Source organism: Sulfuricurvum sp., from assembly GCF_030691015.1.
GTDB lineage: Bacteria > Campylobacterota > Campylobacteria > Campylobacterales > Sulfurimonadaceae > Sulfuricurvum.
This window is the reverse complement of record NZ_JAUYFF010000004.1, coordinates 1-21,396: the sequence shown is the minus strand read 5'-3', so window position 1 is coordinate 21,396 and position 21,396 is coordinate 1. Positions and strand designations below refer to the sequence as shown.

The following is a 21,396-nucleotide window of genomic DNA, read 5'->3' as shown; positions in this document are numbered from 1 at the left end:
TTAATGGTGTATCTATGCAATAATTGTAGCAAGTTCTTAATTATTTTTATCTGCATTTCGTTTGAGATACAGTACGCCCAATGGAGGCAGCGTTAATGTTAAGGTGTAAGGACGTCCATGCATCACCCTCTCCTCTGATTGCAAAGGTCCTGTATTTCCAATATTCCACCCCTCGTAATAGGACGATTGGGAATTGAAAATTTCAACATATTCCCCCTCATACGGTACACCTAAACAGTAATTTTCTCTCACATGATCCGCAAAATTACACACCACATAAACACTCTCATCCGAAATATCGCTTTTACGGATAAAACTGATACAGTTATGGCTGGAATCGCGATCATCGATCCACTCAAACCCTTCACGTTTTTCATCATAAAGATGCAATGCACGCTCATTTTTATAGAGGGTATTGAGATCAGAGACCATTTTATTTAAACCTCTATGGAGAGGATATTCCAACAGATGCCAATCAAGGGAGCGTTCAAAACTCCACTCTGCGAATTGGGCAATTTCACCCCCCATAAAGAGAAGTTTTTTGCCGGGGTGTCCCATCATATATGCATATAATGAGCGTAAATGGGCAAATTTCTGATTCGTGTCACCGGGCATTTTGTTGATGAGTGAGCCTTTCATGTGAACGACCTCATCGTGACTCAGCGGCAGCATAAAGTTCTCATCAAACCCATACCACATACTAAAGGTAAGCTGATGGTGGTGATGCTGACGATAAATCGGATCATAACTCATGTATTTGAGCGAATCGTGCATCCACCCCATACTCCATTTGAATCCGAACCCAAGCCCTCCGACATCTACCGGCCGAGTTACCATCGGATAGGCGGTTGATTCTTCGGCAATCATCAAAATATCGGAAAATTCCCCGTAGACACTAATATTGAGTTTTTTCAAAAACTCAATCGCTTCAAGATTTTCATTCCCACCATGGATGTTAGGTATCCATTCCCCCTCTTCTCTTGCATAGTTGAGATACAGTATCGAGGCAACCGCATCGACACGAATACCGTCGATGTGATATTTATCCAACCAAAACATTGCCGAGCTGATCAAAAACGACTGTACTTCATTCCGCCCGTAATTAAAGATGATACTTCCCCATTCAGGATGGTACCCCTGACGCGGATCATCGTGCTCATAAAGGGCAGTACCGTCAAAATTTATCAACCCGTGCATATCCACCGCAAAATGCGACGGTACCCAGTCCATAATCACTCCGATACCGTTTTGATGCAGTACATCGATCAAGTACATCAAATCCTGCGGCGTCCCAAAACGTGCCGTAGCGGCAAAATAGCCTACTACCTGATATCCCCATGAACCGAAATAGGGATATTCGGTAAGGGGCATAAATTCGACATGGGTATAGTTCATCGATTTCAGATACGCCACCAACTCTACCGCAAGTTCCCGATAGGTAAGAAAACGGTTATTTTCCTCAACCTTGCGTCTCCATGAACCGACATGCATCTCATAGACACTGACCGGTGCATCATGAGCATTATGGAGGTAGCGTTCCTCCATCCACGTAGTATCACTCCAGCCGTATCCTTCTAAACTCCAAACCCGTGAAGCCGATTTCGGCGGTTCTTCCGCATAAAAACCGAAAGGATCACTTTTATCATGGACGATATCATGGTATTTTGAAACAATATGATATTTGTAGGTAAGCCCTTGCTCTACTCCCGCAATAAACCCCTCCCAGATACCCGATTCATCTTCGCGCAACTTCAGAGGATGTGAATCGGTATGATAATGGTTAAAATCGCCCCGTACGCTTACACGTGCAGCATTAGGTGCCCACACTGCAAAATACACCCCTGCTTTCCCCTCAGAAACCATGGTATGTGATCCGAGCTTTTCATAGAGTTTGGTGTGATTGCCTTGTTTAAACAAATAGATATCAAGCTCACTCAGTCTTGACACTTCATACGTTATAGGACAGTGTTGGATATTATTCATTCTCCCCTTCTCCCCGCTTTAATATGATAGTAAAGTGCTTCATACTCTTTTGCCGCTCCATTCCAATCAAATCGTCTCTCCATCGCATTACGCTGCATTTGTGAAAACCCTTGCGCATCATTGTACCACGTATACACAGCCCAACCTACGGTATTGATCAATGCATCCGGTGTCGCATCGTAAAATTTGAACCCTGTCCCATGCATAGAGTCATTGGCATAATTTTCAATCGTGTCATCCAACCCGCCCGTACCCCGAACGATAGGGAGTGTTCCGTAGCGCAGAGAGTAGATTTGGTTTAGTCCGCACGGCTCAAACAGCGAGGGCATCAAAAAGAGATCGCTTCCCGCTTCGATTTGGTGCGCCAGATCGTTGCGATATCCGATATAACAGCCGAATTTATGGGGATATCGTCCGCAGATATCGCTGAAAAAATGTTCTGCCCATTTTTCTCCCGCACCGAGAAGGACGATTTGAATCTCCATCTGCATCAGCGCATGAATCGAGTGGACAATCAGTTCGATCCCTTTTTGCTCCACGAGTCTTCCTACCATACCGATCACGGGAACATCATCGCGCTGCGGAAGTCCAAAGGTGTTCTGCAAGGCACGCTTACACACTTTTTTCCCCTCCATTGAGTCACACTCGAAGCTCTGTGCGATAAAGGGATCAACAGCAGGGCTCCATTCATCATAATCGACACCGTTAAGAATCCCCTGAAGCTTATAGGCATTCGTATCAATCAATCGCTCCAATCCCCATCCAAACTCGTGAGTCCGTATCTCCTGTGCATATTTTCGGCTTACGGTACTGATGGCATCGGCGTGAACTATCCCCGCTTTGAGAAGATTGACCCCATCATACTCTTCGATCTCATCGGCATTGAAATGTTCCCATCCGATATCCAAAACATCCATTGCCCCTTTGCTGAAGTGACCTTGATGCTGAAGATTGTGGATAGTTAAAAGCGATCCGGTATAGGCGAAATCGCCATCATAGGCATAATGGGTGTTGAGCATCATCGCAATGGAAGCGGTATGCCAGTCGTTTGCGTGGATGACATCGGGATGAAATCGGAGTTTTTTGGCAAGCTGCATCACGGCACGGGAGAAAAAGATAAACCGTGTGTCGTTATCCAAATAGCTAAATCCATTCTCCTCATACAATCCACCGCGCCCGAAAAATCCCTCATGCTCGATAAAATAGACCGGAATATCGGTGCCGGGGAGTGTCCCCTCATAGACACCGGCCCACAGTTCACCGAATGCCCCCATCGGGACACCAAGAGAACCGTGCATCATTTTTAGGGCATATTTTTCACGATCCACACTGTAATAGCGCGGCATAACGATGCGGACATCATGTCCCAAGGCACGAAGTGCTTTAGGGAGCGCGCCTGCGACATCCGCCAATCCGCCGCTTTTAGCGAACGGGACGACCTCTGAGGCGGCAATCAGTAGCTTCAATTTATCCATTATCATCCTCCAACAATTTTGCCCCCTCTAATGGAGCATTTTCTAATACGCTCATCTCAATACGTAGCCCTTCCAATGCAGGAGCCAAGGCATAATGATTTATTTTTTCTCGTAACAGTGTAACCAAATAAGGGTTCTGATCTATTACCCCTCCCCCAATCACCAAAATCTCAGGATTGGCAAGGGTGACTAAGACTCCTGCCGCATAAAGAAATGCCTCTTCAAATTGGGTGGCAACAGCGTGTTCATCGGTGTTTGATGTTTTTAGACTCTCTAAATAAGGGGGCTTTTCACTGCCGTAATACTTTAGCCATTTTTCCATCCCAGATCCTGATGCATAGAGCTCGATGCAGTTGCTTCGTCCGCATCCGCAGTGAAGCGGCGATTCTCGATAAGGAATATGTCCAATTTCGTACGCCATATTGCGGCTGCCACGTACCAATCCCCCCTCATCAATCACCGCCGCACCGATACCCGTTCCGACAAATAACGCGGCAATACTGTCTGATTTCCAGTATGAGGCTTCAGCACGAACGGCACAGTTGAGATCATTATCGATACAAGAGCGTATCCCATAACGGGATTTTATCTCCGCGACAATATCATATTTATCAATATTAATATTAGGGGAAGCCGCTATAACCCCCTTGTTGACCTGTCCTGCATAGGAGATACCTATAAAATCGATTTGGGGATGAAGAGCCATTTGTGTATCAATATAAGTCAACAACCCCATCTCGTGAGAGCTGATAGTATCACGGAAGCTACCCTCTTCACTCTCTATTTCACCTCGAAGATGGGTGCCGCCGATATCGATAAAAAGTTTTTTCACTTCGAGAGTCTCGCATAGATCCCTTCGTATGCTTTGGCACTTTCACTCCATGAAAAATCGCATTTCATATTGTGATTGACAACGGCTTCAAAGTGTTTTTTATCACTGTAGAGTTCACACGATTTTTTCACCGCCGCGACCAAAGAACGTGAGGTCGGCGAGGTAAACACTACTCCGTATCCAAATGGAGTATTCTCATCGTATGATTCAACTTTTTTCACCGTATCAGCCAATCCCCCCACTTTATTCACTATCGGAACGGCTCCGTAGGCATAGGCGATCATCTGGTTCAGCCCGCATGGTTCAAAGAGTGAGGGCATTAGCAAGAAATCGGCCGCCGCGTACATCCTATGTGAAATTACTTCATCATATCCGAAGCTCAAATGGAGATTACCGTAACCCTCAGAGAGAGAGGCAAGTGCGTCACGATACCCCTCTTCTCCCTCTCCCAGCAATACGACATTGCACTCCATCTGAGCAATTTTCGGTAGAGATTCCACCAAAATATCGATCCCTTTTTGATGGGTGAAACGACCGATAAAGGCAAAAAGGGGTTTACTAGAGCCTTTAAGCCCCAACTGCTTCAAAAGATCGCTTTTTGAGCTTTTCTTCCCTTTGGCATTGGTGTACTTCTCAACCAATGCCTCATCACACGAAGGGGAAAAATGATCCGGATCGATTCCGTTTATGATCCCGCTCAGTTTACGGCGATGAACGTGTAAAAATCCTTCCAGTCCGCATCCGAATTCTGGCGTTAAAATCTCTTTTGCGTAGGTAGGGCTTACGGTTGTAACGGCATCAGCGTACGCAATTCCCGCTTTCATAAAATTGACCTGATTGTAAAACTCAAGCGCATCCATAGTGAAATAACTCTCATTAATACCGATTTGTGGCAATAGCGAAGGGGGAAATACCCCTTGATACGCTAAATTATGGATGGTATACACGCACTTCGTCTCTAGCGTGCTATCTTCCTTTATTAAAAGCGCGGCCAGTGCACACTGCCAATCGTTTAGATGGGCAATCGCGTATTTCTCACGTCGTAGCAATTCGGCGATAGCATACGAGAAGAGTCCGAATCGAAGAGCGTTATCCTCATACCCGCACTCAGGAGGACCATACAAAAACTCCCGATCACACAGCAAGGGCGCATAGATAAAGCGATACGCTACGTTCTCATAGATCGTTCCATACACTTCAACCGCATACAAGGAACCACCCATAGCAATCTCAAACGATTCGATAGGTTTGATTTTAAACTGTTTACGGTCGATGGAGCTGTAGAGGGGTAATACGACACTCACCGCATAACTCTCATTCAACGCCCTAGGAAGCGAATGGGAAACATCTGCCAGCCCTCCCGTTTTAACAAAGGGGTAAACTTCGCTTGACGCGAACAACATACGTTTTTTATTCATGTGTGCTCTCCCGTAATAATTTTGCCGCCAACTCAGGTGTAACCGGATTGATCACAATGCCCGTCGTGTGTTCAAATCCACCGAATTGATAAAGACGCGGCATAATACGAATCGTAAAACGACACAAATCTGCCGAACCGATCCCTTCGTTTTCGATCAAAGGGGGTGTAGACACCCATAGGTTAAAATGAAATACCCCCAGTTGCCGCTTTAGCCGCTGTAGTGTTGAGACTAAAAGTGAAGCAACTGTTTCAATGCGGGTGCGGCTCAGGGTATCGATTTGCCCCGCTTCTTTCATCGAACTGATCATCACTTCAAAAGGATAGGTACTCGCATAAGGGCAAAATGCGGTAAACTCTCCCTTTTTTTCAATAACCCTACACCCTGTTTCCTCTTCATGTTGGAGTATAGACTCCATCAGGGCATGGCCGTTGGTTTGAAAATACTCATACGACCTTCGATAAATCTCTCCACAATTTTTTGGAATCATCGGAAGACCGATCAACTGTGTATGACAATGGCTCATCGTCGCGCCCGCATTTCTTCCTTCATTTTTAAATAAAGAGAGATAGGCCAACCGTTGATCACGGCGCAAATCTCCGACTCGCTGACGAAGGGTTTTAAGCCAAGAAACCGCGTCAGATTCGCTCCACTCAGACATCGAAGTAGTGTGACGCGGAGTATCGATAATCACTTCATGGGCGCCAAATCCTTCCCAATACTCAAATAATCCGAAATGGTGATGAGGAGGGGTTTCAAGCTGGACTGCTTTAAAAAGATTGGGGACAACACGAGTCTCCCATCCCCCTTCATTCGGAAAACTCCCCTCAGAGCGGTGCGCAAAGATTTCAGGAGGGGTCATCCCTTCATTCCCTTCACAAAACGGACATGGTTCACCCACAAAGGCGTCACTCTCACTAAGGGGAACATCCGGATGACGGAGTCTCTCAGGTGCTATAAGGACGTGGGTATCATGGAGGCGATCGTACCTTATTTCAGACATTGACTATCTCCATCGTTCCTTTAAGGGCAAAAGAGCCTACAAAATCAAAGCCGAACGCAAAACTGATCCCCTGAACCGTTAAATCAAATCCTTGCTCACTTTGAGAAAGGGTTTTGAGTTGAAAATAATGGATATGAGACGGCTGGCTTAGGGAGAGGGTTATCTTTTTCCCGAGAACGCGATCGATAATTTCGACTCTTGAACATAACGCTATCTCCCCCTCTTCTTCGACGCTCAATCCGTTTAGAAGTACTTCATCGACATTGGAAAAATGTAAATTATGCTCCACTATATAGAACAATTTCTCTGTTGCTTTACTCGTAAACTTTATCTCAAAATCGAGAGAATTATCATGAGGAACGTACTGTTTTTCTAAAAACGCTTCCACTTTTTCGGGGAAATATAGCCCGCCGTGACGTGAAAAGGTGATGGAGTGTTGATTCCATTTCGATTCAAAAGGCTGATTGGTAAAATCCCCGTATTCTCTAAAGTTACAGTGACGAAAACATTCCGTGTCAAACGTTTCGTCACTGATATGATCGATAAACGAGTTTTTAAGATACCAGTCATAGATAATCGCATCGCGTAAACTATCGTCCATTTCTGCTATCGCGGTATGGATCGTATCGATTCCGTCTTCAGCCGGATTTTCTTCCTTAGAGGTGATAGTAACCGGTTCAAGTACTCTTTGATGATACGCCTCTTTACGGCGGGTGAGTGTGTTTTGATAATTGAAGCATCGATCGCGAACATCAAACTCAACCAACTGTCCTCCGCAAGCGCTATCAAATCGAAATATCAGCTCAGACGTCAGTGCTTTAACCTTCTCGTATCCATCAAGTTCATTCTTGTTGGCCTCAATCACACTGCTTTTATCGTATCGGATGTTTTCACATTCGATGAGGTAGCGATAGGCAGTGTCACGTAAGTTCGGCAAATAGAGACCTCCGAAAACTCCATGCCACAGCGGATCATTCGTCTGAAGTTTAAAAAGGGCGGTATCGAAATCACTGCGATTAATAACAGGGCGCTGTTCGGAGAGTTCCAACATCCGTTTATGAATACGGTTACTCTCAGGATATTTAACAAAGAAGTTTTTCCAGATTCCCCCTTTGATAAACTTCACCCCCTCCTTTTCATACTGCTCAAACCCCATATCCTGTTTGTACCGCTCAAGTCGCAGAGCATCATCAGCACTCAAACTCCACTCCCCCATCTCATAATAGGAGACGTTGGGAACATAGGCGAGGCCTCGCGGCTTATTTTGTTTGAAATACTCCGCATAATGAATCGGTTCAATCGCTTCATCCGCTAAAACGGCTTCAACAAATTTTTCCAGCCATCGCTTTTCATAAACCCATGCGTGGGTTCCGGGCCACATACCGAATTTTTCGGCATCGTCAAAAATAATGGCAGCCGAATTGTTTTCACGTGTATAACTTTTAATGGCACTCAATGCATTCTCGACGCTTTGAAACGGTAGAGCATAGCGAAGCTTTTTACTGATGGGGAAGATTCCGATCCGTTTACCCCCCTCTTCGCTCATATAATAGCCATCGAGGACCTCTTCATCAAATCCTGCACATTGAAAATGGTAATCATCCATGACCGTATACTCGATTTTACTGCGATGCAAATCGGTTATTAACGACGATTCCCATACTCTCTCCGTTAGCCACAGCCCTTTTGGGATTTGTCCGAATGATTCTGAGATAGAACGGTTAAGTTTTTCGATCTGGGCAACCCGATCTTGGGAGGGAATAACACTTAAAATCGGTTCATAATACCCTGCACTGAAGAATTCTATACTCCCTGATTGGGAGAGCTTTTGAATCTGATGATACAACGCAGGATCACGCATTTGTATCTGCTCCATCAGCCATCCACTGCAATGGACACTGAAACAAAAGGTGGGATAACGGCTCATCACCTCGAAGAAAGGTTTATAACATACTGCTATCGCATGCTCAATGACCCAGTCGAAATTATCCACCGGCTGATGCATATGTATCCCGAATAAAAGTGCTGTTTTAGACATCCGTTTTCCTTTAAGAGTTACACAAACCAGTTGGCTGCATAATGCTCATCCAAATCGATCACAAGCGCTCCGTTACCGGGCATCGTTTGCAGTATTTTTGATCCGCTCACTAGCTCAAATCGCAAATGAAACAATCGCATCGTTCCAAAATGAGATCGTGAAAGGACTATTTCGAGCCGTTCATCGAGTGCAACCCTATCATTTTCAGCTGATGTTAGTCTCTCCAAATCAAACTCAAACTGCTCAGAGTTCTCTTCGCATATAACCAGAAGTTTTAAATCACGACGGTCTATTTTAGAAACATTTCCCTCAAATGCTACATAAATCGCTTTTTTATCGTGACCGTAATAGAGAGTATCGATAGGTCCGCGTACTCGGTCCATGGTGGAGTAGAGTTTTCGTTCATCCATACTTCCGCATCCCAGCCACTCAAAAAAAGAGGAGTATTTACCGTCAATAATCGGGGTAAGAGGAGATTGCGGTTTGACCCAAAAAGGGGCACTATCTGCCATTGTAACGATCGGTTGATAGAGATTTGCAGGGGGTGCAAATTCCAACAACTCATATATTGCGATCAAATGGTTTCGAAACAGAAGATCAAATTCAACAGCAAAATCACTAACATGATCATCACCGTACCACCAAAACCAATCACTGCACTCCGATGCTAAAAAATGTTCCGAAATTTTACGTGCCGTATCATCTGAAACGGCTCCTTTAAAATTTCCGGCATCCCGACGGGTCTGAAAAATCAGTTCCCACGCCCTATTTTTTTGGGGGTGCCCTGACCACGTATCAAATGTACCGTGAATCCAACTTCCGGGATGGAGTGTTTCCAATTCGATATGATTTTTACCTTTTGCCATCTCATCCATTGTGACGCTTTTGCACCACGGTGTTGTCTCTAAACGTGAATAGAGTGCGCTAAAAAAATCAAATCCGTTATTCTCATAAAATTCCCATGCATTCTCTCCATCGACAATCACAAAAACAGAAGGGTCACTTTGTTCGTTGTAAATAGATTCAACGGAATGGATAAAGTGGTTTACCGCATCCTCAGCACTTTTAAACCGATAGGTAAAACCGATCAAATCACTCAATCCATGGTCTCTGAACCCCATAGTGACACCATTAAAGCTGTACGTTTTATAAAGATCTTTTCGATTTTCATTCCCGAGTGTGTGAAATAATATCGCTTCGTCCGTAGCAATCCACTCCACGCCGTATTCGCGATAGAGGGCAACACTTTTCGTATCTACCGCACCCTCAGCAGGCCAAAATCCTGTCGGCTTTTTTTTGAAATGTTTTTTGTATAGTGCAATGGAGCGTTCAATATGCTGTCGTGCATCCTCAACCAATGAAATAGGACGTTGAGGAAGTACCGTGTGAGGATTGGCCAAAGAAGCATTTTCCATATCGATCAAAAGTGGCAAAATCGGGTGATAATAGGGGGTAGTTGAGACCGAAATACGCCCTTCTTGCTGCAATGAGGCATAAAACGGAATAATCGTTTGGATAAAACTGCAAAGCTCGTCGAGAAGACGCTCTTTATCATGTTGAGTAAATCCCTCTCCGCGACCTAACATCTCTTTAACCATTAGGTTTTCATTACGGAGACAGTTTCCGCACCATGCCAACATAAAAAGGACTTCTAAATCGATCAGCTCATCATCACTGTACTCATTTTTGCCATACAGATATTCATACCGTTTTATCGGCCTCACCATAGTTTCAAATTGGGTCGATTTGCACAGTTTTATAAGCCATTGGCGTGATAATACGTCGAGATCAGAAGGATACTTTGCCCATAAGGATAGAAAATAATCGTATTTTAGAGGATCCGTGTAAAGTTCCAGCTGCTCCATAAGGGTTGCTGTCAGATTGAAAGTTGCCTTGATATGGGGATATCGGCTCACGAGCCACGGCATTTCATAATAATCTTTTATGGCGTGCAAAAAGACCCACGGCATAGTCATAACCCCGTCACTTCCTCGATAATCAGGCTGATGCATATGCCAGAAAAATGAAAGCGATAAAGGTTTTTTATCCATTAAGAGGCCATCCATTCCTCAATTTTACGTGTGTACATCTGATGAATTTTTTCACCGGCTATCTGATTTTTTGCTTGAATGTAGAGATTGAGGTGATCATTGTACTGATCGGGTATCATTAGAATCCAATCATGCTTATCGAGCCATATTTTGACCCCGTCGAGCGTTGAGGATTCCTTATCTTTGGCATCTTCTAAAAACATACGCATCATTTTCCCTTTTTGCGACTGTTTGCACGAAACCTGAAAAGAGTGATAATAAAAGCGCGGCATAGTTTCCATGATTTCAGAAAGTTTAACCTGATGGTTAACGATCATCTCCAAGATTTTAAGTGTCGCGTACATCGAATCACGATGGGTAGAAAATTCGGTAAATGCGTAATTACCCTCCCCCGTAGTGACAAGATCATAACTTTTCATTTTTTCTGATTTGAAATTCGCATACTGCCCGTATTCAATCTCAAGATGATTAAAAGTAACAAGATCAGCAGCCCATGTCGGCAAGAATACCCGTTTTTTAACACCTAAATTTTCTGCTTCCATATTCAACAGTGTCAATACGGCATAAAGGGCAGACTGTTTGCTTAGAAGTATCCCTTTATCGCACATCATTTCCAAACGCTGTCCATGGGGATAAATCATAAATCCTGCATCGAGGTTCAACGCTTTAATGACCGCACTCATGTCATCATTTGTCGATTTTGTGAGGGTATTGATGTTTTCCAAACGGCGCTCATCAGGATGGGCATTAAACATAATATGATCTACCCCCAAATCGTTAAGGACAGTAGGGAAAACTTCTGATGCCATCCCGTGCATCATATCAACGGCAACGCGGCAATCAAGGCACTTAAACATATGTGACTTTAACAGATCTTCCATCCCTTTTTGGTACTCTTTGTACTCTTTTTGGTGATCCGAATTATAAATTTGTCCGATTCGTGAGTAATCAACGCGACGGAAAGTCTCTTTAAAAAATGCTTTCTCCACTTTTTTTGCTACCTCGGTATTGATCCGCAACGCTTCTTCATTGTAAAACGTAATGACAACACTGGTAGGATCGTCAAGCTTTTGATTCACATGAACACCCGCACCGTATTCCTCATGTGAAGAGAGGCTGCACCGCATTACAGGAGACGATACCGCATTGTAATCCAAAACATTCATCCCTGAGGAAAGAAGTCCCCCTAAAAAAGCACGCTTAAGCATACGAGAACTTTTACTGTTGTCTCGCGATACTAAAACTGTTGAACCTACAGGAAGTTGCGCACCGAATGCTTCGGCAAGTTTGGTCGCCATCTCACAGGATATTTCAACATTTGCCTTTCCGATAACCATCCCGTTTTCAAAAATAGAATTCTTATATTTACTCCCCAAAATAACGCTTCGGCTAACGATAGAGGCATCTTCGATCACTTTGTCCGGCCAAATGGTGACATCTTTTTCAACCATGACCAATTCACCGAGTTCGCACCCCTCCGCTAAAATCAATCCTGATTTTGCCGTCACATTTTTGCCGATATGGTTGTTGTTACAAATGACACATCCGTCAAGTTTGGCATTGCGTCCGATCACAACGTCATTCCATATAACCGTGTTGCACACTTTGGACGAACTTCCTATGGTGACATTGTCTCCAATAACAACGTTGTTAAGTTTCGTCCCTTTCTTAACCGTTACATTCTTCCCGATGACAACGATCCCGATTACTTCGACACTTTCATCGAGGGTATTGTCTTCTTCGCAAATAAGAACACCATCAATATACTTAACCGCTTCTCCACCCAGATTCAGCTTTATTTTCCCGCTGAGAAGATCCTCATAGACATCACGGTAGCTCTCAGGATTTCCGACGTCACGCCAGTACCCTTGTGCATATCCCGCCATTAAATCTATCCCTTTACGCATAAGGAGGGGGAAAAGGTCTTTTGCAAAATCAAAATTTTCATTATTGGGGATGTAGTCAAGAATTTCCGGTTCTATAATATAAATTCCGGTATTGATCGTATCGCTAAATACCTCTCCCCAACTCGGTTTTTCAAGAAATTTTTCGATTTTCCCCTCTTTGTTGGCGATAACAACTCCAAATTCAAGCGGATTATCAACAGAGGTCAGGGTAATAGTAAGTTTAGATTTTTTGGAGTTATGATAATCGAATATTTTTTGAAAATCAAAATCGGTGACCAAATCACCGCTGATAATAATAAAATTTTCCTTACCGATAAACTCTTGGGCTTTTTTAACGGCACCCGCAGTCCCATAATCATCATCCGGAAGAACATAGGTGATGTTAATCCCCCACTGGCTTCCGTCTTTAAAATACTCTTTAATAACATCAGGTTTAAAATATAGAAGAACAATAAAGTCGGTAATTCCCAAAGCCCTAAGGCTCATTATGGTGTGTTCCATCATTGGACGATTCATTATCGGTAGCATAGGTTTAGGGATAGAATTTGTTAGCGGTTGGATCCGTGTCCCAAACCCACCAGCCATCACAACAGCTTTCATCGAACTCCTTATATTAGAAAAAGGTATCATTAAGCAACAAAATAATTAGGTTAATAACTAACTTTTTTGATCTGTTTTTAATGATAACATAGATTTCAAAGAATTCGATTGTTAAAGCGATAAATTATCAATAAAATAAATATATCCTCCACTTCTCTAGCATTTTAATAGTTCCCAGTACCACTTTAGCAATATTCAAATGATTGTTGACTATAATATCCCTCATTTTATTAGAGGTATGTTTTTTGAAAAAACGTTTAGCGATTGCATTCACAGGTCCCTCCAACAGCGGCAAAACAACGCTGATTCTCAAAGTAGCCCGCAAATTGATTCATGAACATAACTTGGATGTTGCCATTATTAAGAATGATCCGAAAGATAAAGCGCAGTTTGACGTTCCGGGTAAAGACAGTTATAAATTCAGTGATACCGGTGCTGAAGTGATTGTCACCTCTCCAACACGGACTACCTATTTCTCTCAACGACACAAAGAACTGGATGAGTTGGTTGACCTTTTCGGTGATTTTGATGTCCTTTTGGTTGAAGGGTTGAAAAACCTTCCGCTTCCTCGAATCAGTATTTTCAGGGGCTCTATCGACACCGATTATTTTCCTTATATGAACGCATTGGCTATCGATGAGAGTATCAATGTTTCTCACTACACAATCCCAGAAGGGATTGATCTTCTCGATCTCAACAACCCAGATCAGGTGATCGAATGGATTTTAACTCACGCAAAGGTTATGAAATGAATGTTATTTTAGAAGCGATCCAAAAAAGTGCCATACGGATCAAACACGCGATCGATGTTAAAGATATCGGCTATTCCCAAGAACAAAACAGCTCCGGTGAAACCCAACTTCAACTTGATATCCAAAGCGATTTGATCATCGAAGAAGAACTCAGCCAAATCTCCAGTGTTCACACGATCGCAAGTGAAGAGAAAGAACTTCCTATGGTTCTCAATGAAAACGGCCGCTTTTTTATTGCATTTGATCCGCTTGACGGCTCCTCTTTGGTAGATGTAAATCTCAGTGTCGGTTCAATTTTCGGCATTTACGACGGTGCTTTTACCCCTACTAAAATGGTCGCAAGCTGCTATGTTGTCTACGGTCCGCGTGTTGAGCTAGTCTACGCCGATGAGCACAAAGTCTCTCTCTATCTCCTCCAAGCGGGAGAATTTGAGTTTGTGAAACATATCCATTTGAATGAAAAAGGAAAGATCAATGCACCCGGCGGTACACAGCAGTGTTGGGCACCGTTTCATAAAACGATGATTGATTCCTTCTTCGCACGCGGCTATCGCCTTCGCTACTCCGGCGGTATGGTTCCCGATTTGCACCAAATACTCCTCAAAGGGGGCGGATTGTTCAGCTATCCGGGTGCCAGCGATAAACCGGAAGGGAAACTTCGTATGTTATTCGAGGTATTTCCTTTCGCCTTTATTTTCGAAAAAGCCGGAGGTAAAGCGGTGGATGGAACCAAGCGGGTTTTAGAAAAAGAGCCTGCACACGTTCACGATACAAGTCCATGCTTTTTCGGTTCCAATGAAGAGATTAATGAGGTTTTGAGTGTCTATGCCGGACAACAGTGAATACGAAGCACGATTGGATGAAGCCATAAAAATTCTCCAAGAATGCCAACAAGAGCATGATGTAATCAGTTGCTACGTCTGTGAAAAATGTATCGGATGCGAGATTCGCGCCAAATACATCCGCGCCGTCTATGAGAGTATGTCCAAAGGTGAAACCGGCGGGTTTGATTTTTAATACTCCGTTATTTTCTCTCGTCATTCCCAACTCGATTGGGAATCCATATCCCTCTTCCATTATTCCTGCCCCTACGTCATTTTGTACTAACCAACTATATCAAGTAGTTTTTTTTCGTTATAAGCTCCTAAAAATTAAACGACACAATGTATATTTAATACTTTTCATTCATTTAAGCGACAAAATGACCAAATAACGCTAAAAATATTTTTAAATCCACATCGATATTTTAAACATTTTAATGGATTCGGTAAAAAAAGACTCAGAATATTGTACATTACAATGATTTAATCATTTTAATGAACGTATTTTGTGTCAATTAATTTTGAATTAATTGGTTGTTTTGTATATAATATTTATTAATTAATAGTTATGGAGCAAAAGGAACTTAAATTGGGGTTTAGAGATATAAGTCACAAGAATAAAAACCTTACGATTCACAAAGCAGTTTCAGAGCCTCGCTTTAATGAAAAAACAGTTCTTGTCACAAGCACATGGGATTACGTTGACCTATGGCTTAAGCGTGCAGGAAAGCATGATGCAAGGTTTTTCTGGAATCAAGCTCATAGTTTCTATGATGCTACACAGCTACTCCCTAAAACATCAGCGCCTCTGACGGCATATTATTGTTTTCTCAATGCAACGAAAGCCCTTCTTTTGACTAAGGGCTTACAATTCAGTGACCAGCACGGTGTTTCTGGATTTACGATTGGTGGTCAAACATCACTGAGTAATGAAAAAGTTAAATTCAAGGCTGGCGGTATATTGCCTGCACTATGTAATCATTTAGGTGAGTCTGCAAATGGAGAGGTTTATACATTAAAAGATCTTTTGTATAACTTGCCTAATATTCATAGAGCATTTGATTTGACTTATAGTGCTGATACTGAATTATTTATTCCTATATTTAACCCTAAAATTGTCAGGTCTCAAACAACACATGAATCATGGTTCTGTGCCGAGCTAACTGACAAATTCGCAAATCAACATTCAATTAATAAATTACCAAATGGATTTGAACGAGAATCAAGTGTCAGTGATAAGTGGATTATAAGAGCTAGCAATCGTTTTGATTGGAGACCTACTCAAAAGGCAGCAAGCTTATTGCGATATAAAAATTATCATAAAGGGTTGAGAAAACATCTTTACTATATCAATGGTGCTTCTAGATTATGGTATATCAAACGAGGAGGAAATACTCCGGGTATTATCCCTCGAAGTTCAATGACTATTACGTTTGCTGCCATGCACAAATTATCTGAAATGTCTCGATATACACCAGATAAACTATCTAAGCATTTTGATTGTCAGCATAACTGGCTTCTATCTGAGTTTATCAGTTCGGCAACAGCACAATTCATTGATGAAATATCTTCGGAATTAACTGGGCATGAGTTTATGCTTCCAGGGAGAAACTAAAGTGTTAACAAGTTGAAACGCACGGACTCCACCATTAAACAAAACGTTAACCTGATAATTATCATAAAGGAAACACTGTGTCAAAAAATATCATTTTATGCAGAAGATTACAATAAATGTTAAAGCCTCCAGATTTTTTAAATATAGTCTTTCATGATATACATACTAAAGGAAATGATGTAGGACTATGTGCAGGTTTCGAACGTGGAGAATGGCGTGAAAGTGCTTTAGTCGAACATGTTATGGAATGGCTTCCAGAGTTTGCATTAACTTATGATGAACTGCAAAGCATTAGTTATCACAATGCTCAACGTATGGTACGAAGAGCCGCAAATTCTGTTTATAAGACTGAAAAGTATGGTAACCGTGGTGAATTTGGTGAAGTACTTCTTCATATAGCTATCAGACAAATCTTTACTACTATTCCAGCGGTAAGCAAAATTTATTATAAAAGTGCAGTGAATGAAACTGTTAAAGGTTTTGATGCAGTTCATGTTGTCGATACAGGTGATGAGCTCGAACTATGGATAGGTGAAACAAAGTTTTATAATGATGTCGGTAGAGCAATAAGAGATGTTTGTGATGAAATAATTGATCATCTGAATACTGATTATTTAAGAAATGAGTTCCTCTTAATCACTAATAAAATTGACTCTTCTTGGCCACATGCAGAAAACCTAAAAAAACTTATTGATGAAAATACATCTTTAGATGAAATTTTTTCAAAAGCTACAATACCTATCCTTTTAACATATGACAGTGATATTGTCAAAGACTCAAATATTTCAGATCAGAAGTACCTTGATGATATCAAAATAGAGCTTACATCCGCTTATACTAAATTGAGAAAACGTTTAGAAGATAAGCACTTAGAAACTTATGGATCATCGCTAGAAATTACAGTACACATATTATTATTTCCATTGAAGGATAAAGCTGCCCTTACAACTGCATTGAACCAGCGTCTTAAGGAACTTCAAGGATGACAACAGTAACTGAACTAAGAAATATACTACGAGGCCAGTGGTGGGAAAAAGGCCAGTTCGAAATTTTACGACTTTTGTCTTCAATGTGTACAAAGAATTCCAATGAGGCAAGGGAATTAGTCATTCGAGCTTTAGATTCAAAAAGCAAACTTGAGGCAAATTCACAGCAAATATTAGACGAAATTGCCATGCAAGTAGGTTTATATCCTTATGTTGATAACCTTGCACAACTTTCTTTACGAAGTGCGTTTAATCATGCTGCTCATAGGGCGATTGGTGAAATGTCTGATTATGTTCTTCATAATTCTCAAAATAAAATTTTTGAAGCATTACTGGATGGACATTCAGTTATCCTTAGTGCTCCAACATCCTACGGGAAAAGTTTGATAATTGATACAATCATTGCTGCAAAAAACTTTAGCAATGTTATATTAATTGTTCCGACAATTGCTTTAATTGAAGAAACAAGACGAAGAATGGTACGATTCTCACCTGATTATCAAGTAATAACTAATGTCAGTCAACCTTTAGGCTACAAAAACATTTTTGTTTTAACGCAAGAACGTTACTTGGCGATTAAAGACAGTATGCCTGATCCGGATTTTTTCGTGATTGATGAGTTTTATAAGTTGTCAATAGGTGGTGATGGCAGCCGCGCATCATTATTAAATCATGCTTTTTTACTTTTATTCAATACTGGGGCTCAATTCTACCTTTTAGGTCCATCAATTCAAGAAATACCAGACATTGTACATGCGAAGCTTGATTGTAAGTTTTTTGTTGAAGATTATCATACTGTAGCATTAGAACTACATCATTTAGTGAAAAAACCATCAAAAGAACAAGTTCTTGCTGAAGCTCTAAATCAGATGCAAGATCAGACTCTTATATATTGCAAGTCACCAAATAGTACACGTAAGTTAGCAGAAAAGTTAATTGAATTGAATGTTTTTACAATTACTCAAGATGAAGAATTATTAGAAGCGGCACAATGGACTGCTAACAATTATCACGATCAATGGCTTGTGACTCTAGCATTAAAGCATGGTGTTGGAATTCATCATGGTAGATTGCCTAGAGCACTTGGTAGATTTATGATTCGTGCGTTTGAAGAGAAAAAAATCAATGTACTATTGTGTACTTCGACATTAATTGAAGGAGTAAATACAAGTGCAAAGAATGTCGTTATTTTCGATAATCTTTTAGATAGACGAAAGCTAGACTTTTTTACTTACAATAACATTAGAGGTAGATCTGGACGTATGTTTAAACATTTTATCGGACATGTATATGTGTTTGATAAGCCTCCTGTTGCAGAATTGCCTTTTGTTGATATTCCAGCATTTAATCCAACTGATACAACTCCAAATAGCCTATTGTTACAGATGGATAAACAAAGTTTGCCTGACAAGCTGATTAAACGATTAGATAAACTTTTAATAGATAATATTTTACCTCTCGAACTTTTACAAGTACATAGTGGCATAGAACCAGAATACCTTATTGATACTGCTAAAAAATTACTTTTAATGAACCCTAGAGAAATTGCAATATTTGCATGGAGCGGTAATCCAGATTACGACGAACTAGATGCTACGTCATATATTATTTGGAATGAACTAAATGGAGCACAATCAGCCAAAAGGGCAGGACTTCGATCAGAAAAAATGATGACATTCTGGATAAATGACTTGTACAAAAAACGAAATGTATCAAAGTTTCAAAAAATAAGAATAAATAATTTGATTAATGGAGGAGCCAAACCTGATGATGCAGTAGAAGATGTGTTGTCATTTTTACGAAACTGGGCCTCTTTTAGTTATCCAAAATATCTTGTTGCACTAAATGATGTTGTTAAGGTTATTTTAGCGAAGAAAGGTATAAAAGCATGTGACTATATTCCTTTCGCAGGTGCCATTGAACATCTTTTCCAACCGCAATCTTTTCTAGCACTCGAAGAATATGGACTTCCTTTAGAACTATCAGAAAAGTTAGTTAAATCAAAAGTAATTCATCGTGAAGATGATTTAGGAAAAGTATTAAATGTTCTACGTAAAGTATCTCTAAAAGAATATGGGGGAAATGTTTTTGAAAGTCGTATGCTGGAAGATTTTCAACAAGGTTTGGGGAAATAGGTTAAACAAACAAAATTGCTCACTTTAAATGTTATATCAACACAAAGGGATAGAATGGCAGGTTACTCAATCAAATTACCTCATAAAGAGTTTTCGACCAAAACAGAAGCTAGACAGTTTTTCAAAGATATGCTTGCATGTTACAACGATGGAGATGTTGTCTCATCCGATGATGATGACAATATACTTTTTGATTTAATTCAACGTCATCCTGAAGTTGAAGAAAAAGTTGGAATAGGAATTAATTGTTTTTATCGTGACCAATCACCAGATCACCCAACAAGTTGTTTCCATATAAAACGAAATGATGGAAGTACGACAGATTTTTCAATAAAAACATGTATAAATAGCGCTAATCCAACATTACTGCAAGATTTTTATTCAGCATGTCGTGCTGCTGTCTCACCAAGATTAATTGAAGAGAAAAAACTATTATTCAGTCAAGGAGAAGTACCTTGTGCTGTAACTGGAGAGTTGGTCACATACGATAATTCTGAATATAGACATACTCAACCACGATTTAGAGATATAGTTAATAATTTTATAATCGCAGAAGAATTAGAAATCACAAATGATATGATTGTAGCAAATGCAGATATGCAATATATAACATCATTTGCAAATCAAAAATTAGCAGATAAATTTAATACTTTTCATTTAGAATGTGCAAATTTAGGAATAGTAAAAAAGTATGTAAGAAGATAAATGTAACAAAACATAGCACACTAATAAAGTTTTTACAGCACTTTGCTACTGTATTTAAACGTTACATACAACTATCAAATAAAAATCAAGGCAAATTATATGATTAAAGCTTAAAGATGACAATCTGGTTTATTACTATTTTCCAAAAGGACACTTCCCAAAATCAAGTCGGGAATGACTAGAAAATCCCCTAAACTCTGTTATAATTAACTCATGACAAAAAAAGAAGAAATCTTAGCCTATCTCTCGTCCATTCGCCCGAAATTAGAAAGCGAAGGGATCGAAAAATTAGGCTTGTTTGGCAGTTACGCGCGTGAAAGTGCGGTGTGGGGTAGTGATATTGACATCATTATGCACACTACGCCCCGCTTTTTACAAGTTCATCCCGGATGGGAAGCATTGCGTGTGATCGAAGAACTTCGAAGTGCTATATCGCATCGTTTTGGTGGGGGACGTGTCGATATTTGTGATCTATCAGGGTTAGATGACGTTAAAAGAGATAAATTGCTTAAAGAGGCGATTTATGTCTGATATTCGTGATGCGCAGCGGGTTCAAACCATCATCGAAAAAATTGATCTTATTCTCGAAATCGTTAGTGAAAGTGGCGGAATAGTCGCCGCTTTATCCGATACTAAACTCAAACGTCCTGCCATTTTGATGCATCTAGTCGCCATGGCTGAACAGTTTGAAAAACTTAAAAATGATGCATCTTTCTCTATATTGACTCATTTTGATCGCGAAGACCTCAAAGGCTCATACGATATACGCAATTTTATCGCTCACGATTATGAAGGGATCAATCTTCCGATTATTGAAATGGTGATTCGCGAAAAACTCCCACATATCAGATTATGCGCCCTAGAAGCTCTAAAAGTTACCGAAAATCAACCTACAATTTAATACTTTCAAATGTAACACCCGATAGAATTACGATAATTATTCCATCGATACTGTACGCACGGTCAATTTGTCTAAGGATACCAATGAAAAACTATATTACTACCCCTATTTATTACGTTAACGGCGAAGCCCATATCGGTCATGCGTACACAACGTTCATCGCCGATACGTTGG

Annotated in this window: 18 protein-coding genes; 10 read left to right on the top strand and 8 right to left on the bottom strand. The window is 40.9% G+C overall.

Annotated features, from left to right (window positions below; all coding sequences use genetic code 11):
- Positions 1-36: 36 nt before the first annotated feature.
- The 8 genes from glgB to Q8O20_RS05690 are packed head-to-tail and all read right to left on the bottom strand — an operon-like array spanning position 37 to position 13,307.
- The gene (glgB, locus tag Q8O20_RS05725) at positions 37-1,983 is read right to left on the bottom strand and encodes a 1,4-alpha-glucan branching protein GlgB (protein WP_305530367.1); all 1,947 of its coding nucleotides are present in this window, start codon (positions 1,981-1,983) and stop codon (positions 37-39) included.
- Positions 1,980-3,458 (bottom strand): glycogen synthase GlgA, encoded by a 1,479-nt coding sequence (glgA, locus tag Q8O20_RS05720; RefSeq protein ID WP_305530366.1) that lies wholly within the window; start codon positions 3,456-3,458, stop codon positions 1,980-1,982. The genes glgB and glgA overlap by 4 nt, the downstream gene beginning before the upstream one ends.
- Entirely contained in the window at positions 3,451-4,290 is an 840-nt protein-coding gene (locus Q8O20_RS05715; RefSeq protein ID WP_305530365.1) for an ROK family protein, read from the bottom strand. Before Q8O20_RS05715 ends, glgA begins: the two co-directional genes overlap by 8 nt.
- Positions 4,287-5,708 carry a glycogen synthase gene (locus Q8O20_RS05710; RefSeq protein WP_305530364.1) on the bottom strand — a complete coding sequence of 474 codons (1,422 nt, stop codon included), beginning with the start codon at positions 5,706-5,708 and terminating at the stop codon, positions 4,287-4,289. The genes Q8O20_RS05715 and Q8O20_RS05710 overlap by 4 nt, the downstream gene beginning before the upstream one ends.
- Entirely contained in the window at positions 5,701-6,711 is a 1,011-nt protein-coding gene (locus tag Q8O20_RS05705; protein WP_304742213.1) for a UTP--glucose-1-phosphate uridylyltransferase, read from the bottom strand. The genes Q8O20_RS05710 and Q8O20_RS05705 overlap by 8 nt, the downstream gene beginning before the upstream one ends.
- A complete protein-coding gene (locus tag Q8O20_RS05700; RefSeq protein ID WP_305530363.1) occupies positions 6,704-8,749 on the bottom strand; it encodes an alpha-amylase/4-alpha-glucanotransferase domain-containing protein in 2,046 nt (681 codons plus the stop codon). The genes Q8O20_RS05705 and Q8O20_RS05700 overlap by 8 nt, the downstream gene beginning before the upstream one ends.
- A 17-nt stretch (positions 8,750-8,766) precedes the next feature.
- Positions 8,767-10,815, bottom strand: coding sequence for a glycoside hydrolase family 57 protein (locus tag Q8O20_RS05695; RefSeq protein WP_305530362.1), 2,049 nt, complete (start codon positions 10,813-10,815; stop codon positions 8,767-8,769).
- A complete protein-coding gene (locus Q8O20_RS05690) occupies positions 10,800-13,307 on the bottom strand; it encodes a sugar phosphate nucleotidyltransferase (protein WP_305530361.1) in 2,508 nt (835 codons plus the stop codon). Before Q8O20_RS05690 ends, Q8O20_RS05695 begins: the two co-directional genes overlap by 16 nt.
- Before the next feature lie 245 nt (positions 13,308-13,552).
- Between Q8O20_RS05690 and mobB the strand changes: the two genes are divergently transcribed.
- From mobB to Q8O20_RS11975, 10 genes are all read left to right on the top strand, one after another.
- Positions 13,553-14,059 (top strand): molybdopterin-guanine dinucleotide biosynthesis protein B, encoded by a 507-nt coding sequence (gene mobB, locus Q8O20_RS05685; RefSeq protein ID WP_305530360.1) that lies wholly within the window; start codon positions 13,553-13,555, stop codon positions 14,057-14,059.
- Positions 14,056-14,901, top strand: a complete 846-nt coding sequence (locus tag Q8O20_RS05680) for a class 1 fructose-bisphosphatase (RefSeq protein ID WP_305530359.1) — start codon at positions 14,056-14,058, stop codon at positions 14,899-14,901. Before mobB ends, Q8O20_RS05680 begins: the two co-directional genes overlap by 4 nt.
- A complete protein-coding gene (locus Q8O20_RS05675) occupies positions 14,885-15,076 on the top strand; it encodes a hypothetical protein (protein ID WP_305530404.1) in 192 nt (63 codons plus the stop codon). Before Q8O20_RS05680 ends, Q8O20_RS05675 begins: the two co-directional genes overlap by 17 nt.
- Before the next feature lie 372 nt (positions 15,077-15,448).
- Complete coding sequence (locus tag Q8O20_RS05670) at positions 15,449-16,495, top strand: YaaC family protein (RefSeq protein WP_305530358.1); 1,047 nt, start codon at positions 15,449-15,451, stop codon at positions 16,493-16,495.
- A gap of 116 nt (positions 16,496-16,611) precedes the next feature.
- On the top strand, positions 16,612-17,481 hold the full coding sequence (locus Q8O20_RS05665) for a DUF1837 domain-containing protein (protein ID WP_305530357.1): 870 nt from the start codon (positions 16,612-16,614) through the stop codon (positions 17,479-17,481).
- Positions 17,478-19,616, top strand: a complete 2,139-nt coding sequence (locus Q8O20_RS05660) for a DEAD/DEAH box helicase (protein WP_305530356.1) — start codon at positions 17,478-17,480, stop codon at positions 19,614-19,616. The genes Q8O20_RS05665 and Q8O20_RS05660 overlap by 4 nt, the downstream gene beginning before the upstream one ends.
- A gap of 54 nt (positions 19,617-19,670) precedes the next feature.
- Positions 19,671-20,321, top strand: a complete 651-nt coding sequence (locus Q8O20_RS05655) for a DCL family protein (RefSeq protein ID WP_305530355.1) — start codon at positions 19,671-19,673, stop codon at positions 20,319-20,321.
- 213 nt (positions 20,322-20,534) lie between these two features.
- Positions 20,535-20,852, top strand: coding sequence for a nucleotidyltransferase family protein (locus Q8O20_RS05650; protein WP_305530354.1), 318 nt, complete (start codon positions 20,535-20,537; stop codon positions 20,850-20,852).
- Positions 20,845-21,222, top strand: coding sequence for a DUF86 domain-containing protein (locus Q8O20_RS05645; RefSeq protein ID WP_305530353.1), 378 nt, complete (start codon positions 20,845-20,847; stop codon positions 21,220-21,222). Before Q8O20_RS05650 ends, Q8O20_RS05645 begins: the two co-directional genes overlap by 8 nt.
- 83 nt (positions 21,223-21,305) lie before the next feature.
- Positions 21,306-21,396: class I tRNA ligase family protein (locus Q8O20_RS11975; protein WP_371131549.1), on the top strand; the 91-nt coding region annotated here is incomplete at its 3' end.